The sequence below is a fragment of the Methylibium sp. genome (assembly GCF_013817345.1).
Taxonomy (GTDB): domain Bacteria; phylum Pseudomonadota; class Gammaproteobacteria; order Burkholderiales; family Burkholderiaceae_C; genus Methylibium.
The window spans coordinates 20,697-30,809 of record NZ_JACDCW010000044.1 but is presented as its reverse complement, the minus strand read 5'-3'; the positions used below and the strand labels follow the sequence as shown (position 1 = coordinate 30,809).

At 66.2% G+C, this 10,113-nt stretch carries 7 protein-coding genes; 1 reads left to right on the top strand and 6 read right to left on the bottom strand.

Going from position 1 to position 10,113, the window contains the following annotated elements:
* From H0W40_RS20035 to H0W40_RS10255, 6 genes are all read right to left on the bottom strand, one after another.
* Positions 1–129 (bottom strand): DUF3375 family protein (locus H0W40_RS20035; protein WP_367153793.1); only part of this gene is annotated, 129 nt, incomplete at its 3' end.
* Between the two features lie 291 nt (positions 130–420).
* The gene (locus tag H0W40_RS10275) at positions 421–1,575 is read right to left on the bottom strand and encodes a response regulator (protein WP_292445853.1); all 1,155 of its coding nucleotides are present in this window, start codon (positions 1,573–1,575) and stop codon (positions 421–423) included.
* Positions 1,576–1,601: 26 nt separating this feature from the next.
* Entirely contained in the window at positions 1,602–2,918 is a 1,317-nt protein-coding gene (locus H0W40_RS10270) for an EAL domain-containing response regulator (protein WP_292445851.1), read from the bottom strand.
* Positions 2,919–3,014: 96 nt separating this feature from the next.
* Positions 3,015–7,451 (bottom strand): PAS domain-containing protein, encoded by a 4,437-nt coding sequence (locus H0W40_RS10265; protein ID WP_292445850.1) that lies wholly within the window; start codon positions 7,449–7,451, stop codon positions 3,015–3,017.
* Between the two features lie 535 nt (positions 7,452–7,986).
* Positions 7,987–9,264: a Y-family DNA polymerase gene (locus H0W40_RS10260; protein WP_292445855.1), complete on the bottom strand. Its 1,278-nt coding sequence runs from the start codon at positions 9,262–9,264 to the stop codon at positions 7,987–7,989.
* A complete protein-coding gene (locus H0W40_RS10255; RefSeq protein WP_292445849.1) occupies positions 9,264–9,689 on the bottom strand; it encodes a LexA family transcriptional regulator in 426 nt (141 codons plus the stop codon). The genes H0W40_RS10260 and H0W40_RS10255 overlap by 1 nt, the downstream gene beginning before the upstream one ends.
* Before the next feature lie 272 nt (positions 9,690–9,961).
* Here H0W40_RS10255 and H0W40_RS10250 point away from each other — a divergent pair, with 272 nt between their 5' ends.
* On the top strand, positions 9,962–10,108 hold the full coding sequence (locus H0W40_RS10250; protein WP_292445848.1) for a hypothetical protein: 147 nt from the start codon (positions 9,962–9,964) through the stop codon (positions 10,106–10,108).
* Positions 10,109–10,113 lie beyond the last annotated feature (5 nt).

Genomic DNA, 10,113 nt, shown 5'->3' with positions numbered 1-10,113 from the left:
GAGCGCTTCGATATACGCGTCGATGCGAGCGCGTTCGGCCAACAGCGAGGCCATCCGGGTCTTCGGATTGGTATCCGTTATTTCGGCCAGTCGAATGACCTGCTGCATCACGCTTGCGAGCCGGCTCACGTCACTGCCGCGCTGAGCGAGATCGATGGTGAGCAAGGTCGCTCTGTGGTGGCTTCGAGGTAGCCGACCCACTGCTGCCGGTGGCGCTCGCGCCGGCAAGGGCTGTAATGCAGCCGTCCGGCCGGTCAACTTCGCCCATCGAATTCACGGATCGGACGCGTACCGGTCGGTCGCCGCGACGCACGGTTGACAACCGCAATGGTCGGTATGCGGTGAACTGCCGACATACGCAGACGCGGCTGGTTCTTCGGTGAAGTAATACGAGCTCGCGCTCAGTGTTGTCGCCGGCGATCAGCGCGCGACCGACGCGCCGGCCAGCACCGTCTCCAGCTTGGCCATCAACGCCTCACGTGTGAACGGCTTGACGACAAAGGCCGCGGCCCCCGCCTCGATACTGCTGACTAACGTTTCGCGTCGCGCGTCGCCTGTCATCATGATGATGGGAAGTTCTGCTAGGTGCGGTGCGGCCTTCAGTCGCCGCGTAAGTGTGACCCCGTCCAGCCCCGGCATGCGAACGTCGACCAGCAGCACGTCAGGGCGCACCTTACGCAGCTGGCTGAGCGCCTCGGCGCCGTCGCTGACTGCCAGCATCTCGTAGTCCTGCGGATTCAGCGCGTGCCGGATCAGCTCCCGGACAAGCGCATCGTCGTCGACCACCATCACGATCGGCCTGATCTTGCTCACCGTCTCGCCCAGCAAGCGAGTGCCTGCCAGGGCCGGCTCGATCACCGCCTTGAAAGTCTTCGCCCAGGCGTTCATCGAATCGACGCTGGATGCACCGACCTTGCGCGCTTGCGCAATCTGCTGCCGTTTGAGGCGCTCGATCTCCATCGCCAGGGCACCTGCATCTTTCACGTGCACCCCACTGGACGATCCGCCTTCGACCAGTCGGCTGGAGAACTCGTCGATCGCGCCAGCGATGTCGTACTCGGCCTGCGACATCGAGCGGTGAGCATTGGCAATGTTGTGTTCACCGTCGGCGAGCTGGCGCTCGAGCGACAGTTCTAGCTCACTGAGATGCCGCGCATGCGTTAGCAATTCCTTGGTGCTCGGCGATGACGACCTGAGCACCATCATCTCGCGGCACGCGCTCCACACGCTCATCGCCAGACGCGGACCGTCGTGGGTGTGCGGCCAGTAGAGTACGTAGTCGTCGAAGTAATCCTTCTTGCACAATTCGAATGCGGCGCGTACTTCGTCCTTGCTGCACAGAATCACGGTGCGGTGTGGGTGCTCGTGGACCGAATGTCCAAGCCGGTACAGGCCCAGGTAGTAGCGCTGCGATTTCTCCAGGCTGTCGAAGGCGAGCATCAGCACGTCCGGCTTGAAGTCCTCGAAGTCCGACACGACCCGGTCCGGATGTGTCGACGCACGCACCTGCTCGAACTCACCTTCTAGCTGACGCAGAATCTGGTCGGCATCGTCCGCGTTGTCGGTCGCGACCATCACCCTCGCCGACGACGGGTGAGGCTTCATGCGTCCACCAACGACGGTGCCCGGCTCTGCCACTGCTCCAACCAAGCGGGAATCTGCTCGCTCGCCATCGGGCGGCCGATGAACCAGCCCTGGGCAAAGTCGCAACCGATCTCGCGCAGCAGGCGCCAGTCGTCCACGGTCTCGACCCCCTCGGCAACCGACTTCATGCCCAGCCGCTTGGCGAGTCCGATGCTGCCCTCGAGCATCGGCCGGATGATCTGGTTGTTGCGAGCGCCCTGCACGAAACCGCGGTCGACCTTCAACTCGGTGAATGGCACGTCGCGCAGCTGAGTCAGCGAAGAGTGGCCGGTGCCGAAATCGTCGATCGACAGCCCGAAGCGCTGCATCCGCAGCCGTACCAGGTTTTCCAGCGGCGCAGGCGAGGAAGACATCAGCCGGCTCTCTGTGATCTCCAGAATCACGTCCTGCGGCGCGGCGCAGGAGTGTTGCGCCAGCTCGCCAACCCGTCGCGCGAAATGCGGCGTGCGCAGGCTCTCCATCGACACGTTGACCGCCACCTGGATCTTCAAACCGTCGCGCTGCCAGCTGGCGACCTGGTTCATCGCCTGCTGCAGCACCCAGTCGGTCAGGGCGTCGATCGCGCCGCATCCCTCGGCCAGCGCGATGAAGCGGTCCGGCGGCACCAGCCCGTGCTGCGGGTGCATCCACCGCACCAGCGCCTCCATGCCGGTGAGCGCGCCGCTGCAAACATCGACTTTTGGCTGGTAGTGCAGTACCCACTGTCGCTCCGATTGGGCGACATGGAGGTCTTCACGGGTGTAGGTCGCCACAGGGCGCTGCGGCACCGTGGGGACCGGCGGCTGCCAGCAGTCGAGCAGCGCGCGCAGCGCGCCTCGCTCGGCCGGCTTTTCCAGCGCGCCCAGGATCACCAGGCGGCTGCCGTCAAGCAGCTTTTGCACGGTGTGCATGATGCGGGCGCCCTCGCCGCTGAGCAGGATCACGTTGCCGCGAAAGCTGCCCCGGTTCAACCGCTGCAGGAACTCGATGCCGTCCACGCCGGGCATGTTCAGGTCGCAGACGATCACGTCGACGTGGTGGGGCACCTGTTGCTGCAACAGCATCAACGCGGCCTCCGCGCTGCCGGCGGTGCTGATTTTGAGGTAGCCCATGTTGCGCAGCATGCGCGATTGCATGCCGAGCATGAACGGGTCGTCGTCCAGGAGCAGGATGCCCGGCTGGCCGCGTCCGCTGCTGCGCTCGCTTTCCAACGCCAGCTCGAGGTCAAGCGGCGTCGGAGCGGTGAGGCCGAACTGTCCGAGCTCACTGGCGGGGTCGATGTCGGTGGACCACATGACTTCATGTCTCCTTGGCGAGGGGTCACATCAGGTCGACAAGATGCTAAGTGTGCGCGGTGCCTCGCAAGAGCCGAGCAGGGCGGCGAACGCCGGTCACTTCGAACCTTGGACGCCAGCGCGTGCCTCGAGGAAGCGGTACACCGCCGTCAGTTCGGCTTCGAAGCGCAGCAGCAAGGCCGCGAGTCCCTCCGAGCGGCCCGCCTCGGTCGCCGTCTCGATTTCGGCACACAGCTCACCCAGGCTCAGTGCGCCGATCGAACGTGCGGCGGATTTGAGCTTGTGGGCGGCTTGGGCCATCGCATGGACGGACCCGGACGCCACCCCGCGGCGCAACTCGTCGCTCGACTGCATGGCGCTCGTGCGGAAGGCTTGCAGCACCTCGTCGAGCACGGCCGGGTCGTCACCGACCAGGGCCTCCAGCACGGCCAGATCGACCGGCGGGGCCGGGGCCAGGTCAGTGCGCCGCAGGTCCGCGAGCGACTGCAGCTGCGGTGCAGGGCCGAGCCAATCCTCGATCGCCGCACGCAACTGGAGCAGCCGGACCGGCTTGGTCAGGTAAACGTCCATCCCGGCGGCGCGGCAGCGCAATTCCTCGTCGCGCAGCGCGTTGGCGGTCAGCGCGATGATCGGCGTGCGGCGCCCGCTACGCTCTTCGGTCCGGATCGCCGATGCCAGCGCATAGCCGTCCATCTCGGGCATGTGCAGGTCGGTCAGCAGCAGAGCGAAATCGCCGCTGCGCCAACGTTCCAGCGCCTCGCGACCATTCACCGCCAACTCGGCCGCCACACCGATCAATTGCAGTTGCCGCTGAATCACCTTGCGATTTGTGTCGTTGTCCTCGGCGACCAGGACGAGCCGTCCCAGCCGTCGCGCCTCGTCGCGCGAGGGCACGGGCAGCCGGGTAGGAGGCAGCGCCTGGGCCTCGGCCGGCACTTCTTCGCTCACCCGGCCGCAGGCCAGCGCGAGCAGCTGAAACAGCATGCGGCGCAGAAGCGGGCCGGCATCGATGCTCACCAGGTCGACTGCCTCGACGCGCGGCCGGCGGCGCTTTCCGCGACCAAGCACGATGAAGCGGGTGTCGGCCGCAGGAGCGCCGGGCGCCATGGCGCGCAGTTCGGCCACCGGCGGCACGGATTGGCCCGGCAAGATGATCCAAATCCACTGGCCGGGCGCCGGCTCGGCCGCGGCTGCGGCTGCGGCGGCCAGGTCCAGCGAATGCTCCACCTGCGCCCCGCCGTGCATCAGGTAGGCGCCGATGTCGTCGGCCAGCGGCCGCTCGGCGCCGATCACGCGGCAGCGCATGCCGGCTGCCGGCTGGTCGATGGGGACATTACAGGCGATACCTTCGGTCTCCTCGAAGCTCAGCCGCACGGTGAACACTGAGCCCTGGCCGGGCATGCTGCGCACCGAGATATCGCCGCCCATCAGGCGCACCAGCATGCTGGAGATCGCGAGGCCCAGACCGGTACCGCCGAAGCGCCGGGTGGTCGAGGCGTCGGCCTGCGAGAACGGGGTGAACAATCGCGCGAGCGTCGCCTCGTCGATGCCGATGCCGTTGTCGGACACTACCAGGTCTACCGTCACGGTGCGCGATTGCCGCTCGACCCGCAGCGCCCGCACCGCAACCCGCCCCGGCTGTTCACGGCCGGCCGTGAACTTGACCGCGTTGCCGGTCAGGTTGACTAGCACCTGGCGGATGCGGGTCTCGTCGCCGAGCAGCGTCGGCGGCAGCGCCGGATCGACGAACACCTCCAATTGCACGCCGCGGTTAAGGGCGTTGTGATCCTGCATGCTGCACACCTTCTCGACCAGATCGGCCAAGTCCAGCGGCTCGCGCTCGACTTGAAGTCGACCCGCCTCGATCTTGGAGAAGTCGAGGATGTCCTCGATGATCTTGAGGAGCGAGAACGCCGAGTCGCGGATCAGGTCGACCATCTCGACCTGGTAGCCGCGCAGGCTGGTCTGGTGCAGAACGTCAATCATGCCGATCACGCCGTTCATGGGCGTGCGGATCTCGTGGCTCATCGTCGCGAGGAAGGACGACTTGGCCTGGTTGGCCTGCTGCGCCTCGTCGCGCGCGAGCCTGAGTTCATGGGTGCGGGTGCGCACGCGCGACTCCAGTTCGGCGTTGAGCTCGCGCAGCGCGTCCTCGTTGCGCTTGCGTTCGGTGATGTCGCGCTCGACCGCTACGAAGTGCGTGATGTCCTCGCCGCCCATGCCGACCGGCACGATGTCGAGCTCGATCCAGTAGGGCAGACCGGCCTTGCTGTAGTTCACCAGCTCGGAGTGCACCGGCTCGCGGCACGTGAGCGCGGCGCGCACGCGGTCGAGCTCGGCGCGATCGGTCAGCGGGCCCTGCAGCAGGCGCGGGCTGCGGCCCAGCACCTCGTCGCTCGTGTAACCGGTGATGCGCACGAAGGCGTGATTGACGAACCGGATGCGCGGGCCCGGCTCGTCCAGCGGTGCGACTTCGGTGATCAGCACGATGTCGTTGAGCTGCGCGATGCAGGTCTCGAGCAACCGCATCTGCTCGCTGTTGCGCCGACTCGCCGTGATGTCGCGGAAGTACACCGCCAGGCCCTGGGCCGACGGAAAGGCGGTCCCCCCGTACCAAATGCCCAAGGGCGCGTAATGGTCCTCGAAGCTGACCGACACCTGCTCGGTCATTGCTCGCTCGTAGGCGCGTTGCGCGACACCGCCCACGGCGGCCGGAAACTCCTTCCAGATGTGGCGGCCCAGCAGCGCGTCGCGGCTGCGGCCAAGCAACTGCTCGGCGCGGCCGTTGAGGTAGTCGAAGCACCAGCTGCGGTCGAGCGTGAAGAAGCCGTCGGTGATGCTCTCAAGCGTGGTATGCAGGCGGTCGGCCAGCGCTCGACTGGTCTGCTCGGCCTCTTTGCGCTCGCTGATGTCTTGGCAGGAGCCCAGCGCGCGCACCGGCATGCCGCGCTCGTCTAGCAAAACCTGCCAGCGCTCTTCGACCGTCTTCACCTTGCCGCCAGGCAGCAACACTCGGTGCTCGATCACTTGCTGCGTTTGTTGCTCGAATGACTGTCGAAATGCGGCGTCGACGGCCTCCCGGTCATCGGGGTGCAAGCGATCGAGGAACAGTAGGTGGCTGGGCCTGAACTGCAACGGGTCGGTCTGGAAGATGCGGTGCATCTCGTCCGACCAGACCACCGTTCCTGTGGCGAGGTCGCTGTCCCAGCTGCCCAGCTTGGCCACCGATTGGGTCGTGAGCAGGCGAGCGTGCTCTGCATCGAGCTGCGCCGCCAGCCGGTGCGGCTCGCTCACGTCGCGCAGATAGACCGCCAGTCCCTGGCCCGAAGGATGCGCACGCAGTTCGTACCAGCGGTCGAGCGGATCGAAGCGCCCGATCCACTCCACCGGCGTGCGGTCCGCCATGGATTGCCGCAGCACGGCACCGAACGGGCTGGCGGCGAGTTGCGCAATCAGCTCCCACAGCAGCGTACCGACCAATGTCTCGCGCGGTCGGCCCAGTAGGCTCGCGGCCTGGCGGTTCGCATAGGTGATTCGCCAGCTGCGATCGAGCGTACAGAAGCCGTCCGACAGATCCTCCAGCATGCTGCTGAAGCGCTCGGCGAGCTGGCGCGTCTGCTCCTGTGCGCGTTTTTGCTGCGTGATGTCCCGGCTGGTGCTCGCAAGGCCGATCGTGCGGCCGGTGGCATCGTGCAGCGCCACCTTGGTCGTCAGGTACCACAGCGGGGCGCCGCCGTCGTCGAGGCTGAGCTCTTCTCGGTTCCAGACTGCGTCGCCGGCCAGCACGCGCAGGTCATCCGCGCGGTATCGCGCTGCCACTTCGGGCGGGAAGATGTCGAACACCGTCTTGCCGATCAGCTGCTCCTTGCTGCCCAGACGGCAGACCGCGAGCGTGGCCGTGTTGCAGACCTCAAAGCGGCCGGCGGCGTCGGTCGTGTAGAAGACGTCCGAGAGCGCATCGATCACCGTGCGCAGCAGGTGTCGTTCGCGGTCGCGCTCCAGCTCGGCCCGGCGGTGCTTGCTTATGTCGACATGCATGACGACGGCACCGCCATCGTGGAGCGCCAAGGGGGTGACCGTCATGCGGAACCAGCGCGGCTCGGTCGCCGAATCACAGGGATATTCGAGTTCGAAGCTGCCAGCGCATCCGCTCAGCACCGTGCGAATACCTTCGGCGGCCCGCCTGGCGTCGTCCTCTTCCGCCCCGATGACAGCGTCGCACACCGCCAGATAGTTCTGGCCCACGCCGAATTCGCCGGATGGCATGCCATTGGCAACGGCGAAGCGCTGCCAAGAGCGGTTGACCGAAACGATCGTGCCATGCGCGTCGAGCAGCACCACCTGGGCCGGCAGCGCATCCAGCAACGCAGTCTGGCTGGCGGCCGAATTGCGCTGTTCGCTCTCGCTTGGTTGCAGCCGGTCCTCGGCCTGGTGCAACAAGTCGGGCTGCCCGGCCGGGCGGACCACCGCGTCCACTTGACCGGCCGTCAGGGCGGCGATCTGCTGCTCGATGTTTTTCAGTTGGCATAACAACGCACCGATCCGGACCTCCGCCGGAGCATGTTCCGGATTGGGAGGGGGATCAGGATCGGGAGCCCGCATGCTTAACCCCGCGTCACATGCCGTGCAACGAGCGGCAGCAAGATCTCGACCAGACTGCTGATCATGCGGCTCCCCGACAGAGGTGCGAACTTAATCACCGAAGCTCAGGTTCTGGCGCAAAAAACGAGCTCTTTTGTTGTCGCTCTGCTAAAGCTGCCGGGCACCAACCAAGACAAAGCGAGTGAACGCGAAGGGAGAAGAGCGTGAGAGGATTGGCTGTCGAATGGCAGCAACGGACGTGCCCACAGCAAGATTTCGGGGGAAAGACAGGCAAATTTCAGGTGCCCGCTGAGTTCGATTCGTAAGCCGCCCGCAAGGCTCGCGCAACGCGTGCGCATGGTGCCGCCGAATGCCGTCGACCCGCTCCGCATCAGCCCACAGCGCCTGCAAAAGCAGCATCGTTGCTTACTTGCTCTGCAAGTTGGTTGGAAGTTTCGCGGGCGCGAAATGGCGCCGAGACCCACCGCTACGCCCGTGCCATGGGCACGTCCTGCCAGCGTGTGGTGTAGCACGGCGACAGTCGTTGGCGGCGCATCGACCAGGCGCGCCGCTGCCCCGCTGCAGCGGTGCGCAGGGTGCCGCGCCCCATCCGTTTGTTGATCCCATCGACCGCCCGCATCAGTGCAGCCGGGTCGCGCGAAAGCGAGGGCGACCACAGCGTTTCTTGCCGGATGGCCGCCGGCGCGAGGTCGAGCAGCATCACGCCTGCTTTGGCATAGCGGTAGCCGGGCCGGAACAGACGCTGCAGGGCAGCGCAGGCGGCGCCGACGAGCTCGCGCATGTCGGCGCTGGGTTCGACGAGCTGCACGGCCGTCGACGCGCTGTAGCGGGGATCGTCGTTGAACAAGTTGGTGTGGAGGAACACGCTGACGCCGCCGGCGGCGCCGGCCTGGCGGCGCAGCTTCTCGCTGGCCCGCGTCGCATACGAGGCAACCGCCTCGCGCAGCTCGTGCAGCTCGACGACCGGCCGGCCGAACGAACGGCTGACGACGATTTCCTTGCGGTCGGGCATGACTTCCTCGAGCGCCAAGCAAGAGACGCCGCGCATTTCGAGGATCGTGCGTTCAAGCACCACCGAGTACCGCGTACGAATCTGATCCGCGGGCGCATCACGCAAGGCAAGCGCGTCCTCGATGCCCTGGGCGGCCAGCCTGGCGCTCAAGCGCCGGCCGACGCCCCAGATGTCTTCGGTCGACGTGGCGGCCAGCAGCTTGTCGAGACGTGCCGGCGGCACGTCGATCAGGTTGCAGACGCCGGCGGGTGTGAAGGCAGGGTGCTTCTTGGCCAAGTGGTTAGCGAACTTGGCCAGCGTCTTGGTGCTGGCGATGCCGACGCCGACCGGCAGGCCGGTCCACTGCAGCACGCGCGCGCGGATCTCGCCGCCCAGGCTCGCCAAGCGGGCCGGGTCGTGGCCGTCGAGGGCCAGGAAGCTTTCGTCGATCGAGTACACCTCGACGCTCGACGCGAACTGCGACAGCACGGTCATGCACCGCTGGCTCATGTCGGCGTACAGCGCGTAGTTAGAGCTATAGGCCTTGACGCCGCCGCGTTGTGCCATGTCGCGCACCTTGAACCACGGCTCGCCCATCTTGATGCCGAGCGCTTTGGCTTCACTGGTGCGCGCGATGACGCAGCCGTCGTTGTTGCTCAGGACGACGACGGGCACGTCTTGCAGACGAACGTCGAACACCCGCTCGCAGGAGCAATAAAAGCTGTTGACGTCGACCAGCGCGAAGGTGGCCATCACCGAAAGCGCCGCACGCAGCCGACCACAACGCCCCAGACGGTCATTTCCTGACCCTCCTTCAGGACAATAGGCGCGAAGCCGGGGGCGTCGGCCTCGAGCGAAACCTGCGTGCCCCGCCGGCGGAGGCGCTTGACGGTGAACTCACCGTCGACAGCTGCGATCACAATGTCGCGGTCGCTGGCGGTCACTGCCCGGTCGACCACCAGAAGGTCCTCGGAAAGAATGCCGGCGCCCTCCATCGAGCGGCCCCGGACTCGCCAAAAAAAGGTCGCTGCCTTGTGCGTGATGAGCAGCTCGTTGAGATCGAGGGCGGCTTCGACGTAATCGTCCGCAGGGCTGGGAAAGCCCGCCTGAACGCGGGAGCCGGCTACGGGAATGAGCAGACGCGGTGGGCAGGCAGCCGGCTTGAATATCGCGACCATGCTCGCTTGATACTGTTGATTCATACAGTAAGCATAGCCGCCCGCTATGCAGGATGGGCTGGCAAGGAAACGCAGATGCGTACATCGGTCGCTGATGCCGCTCTATGCTCGACACCGACACGGCGAGCTACCTCATCTGGGGCACGAGCCCGGCCCTGGACCCGCGCATCGCAATGCGGCTCCCGAACACCTGTGCCTCTCGGCCGTGACGCGCGACGCGAAGCGGCGGGCTCGATGCTTGGTCGGTTCAATCGACCGGGGGAAAAGTGGCGGTGGCTCTGGTGCTGAACCGGCCGGAGCTGGCCAGCAGCGGCTACACGCTCGCGGAGGCGATTGACCGGACAGGTGCTGAATGGCTTGCCCTGGTACCGCGCGTGGAGCGTGAGCTGAGCGAGCTCGACGAGTACCAGGTGCGATGAACAGC

What these genes read in the sequence shown, in the direction of transcription:
- H0W40_RS10255 (WP_292445849.1), bottom strand. Translation starts at nt 9,689, where the DNA reads ATGGTCGCGATATTCAAGCCGGCTGCCTGCCCACCGCGTCTGCTCATT.
- H0W40_RS10275 (WP_292445853.1), bottom strand. Translation starts at nt 1,575, where the DNA reads ATGGTCGCGACCGACAACGCGGACGATGCCGACCAGATTCTGCGTCAG.
- H0W40_RS10260 (WP_292445855.1), bottom strand. Translation starts at nt 9,264, where the DNA reads ATGGCCACCTTCGCGCTGGTCGACGTCAACAGCTTTTATTGCTCCTGC.
- H0W40_RS10270 (WP_292445851.1), bottom strand. Translation starts at nt 2,918, where the DNA reads ATGTGGTCCACCGACATCGACCCCGCCAGTGAGCTCGGACAGTTCGGC.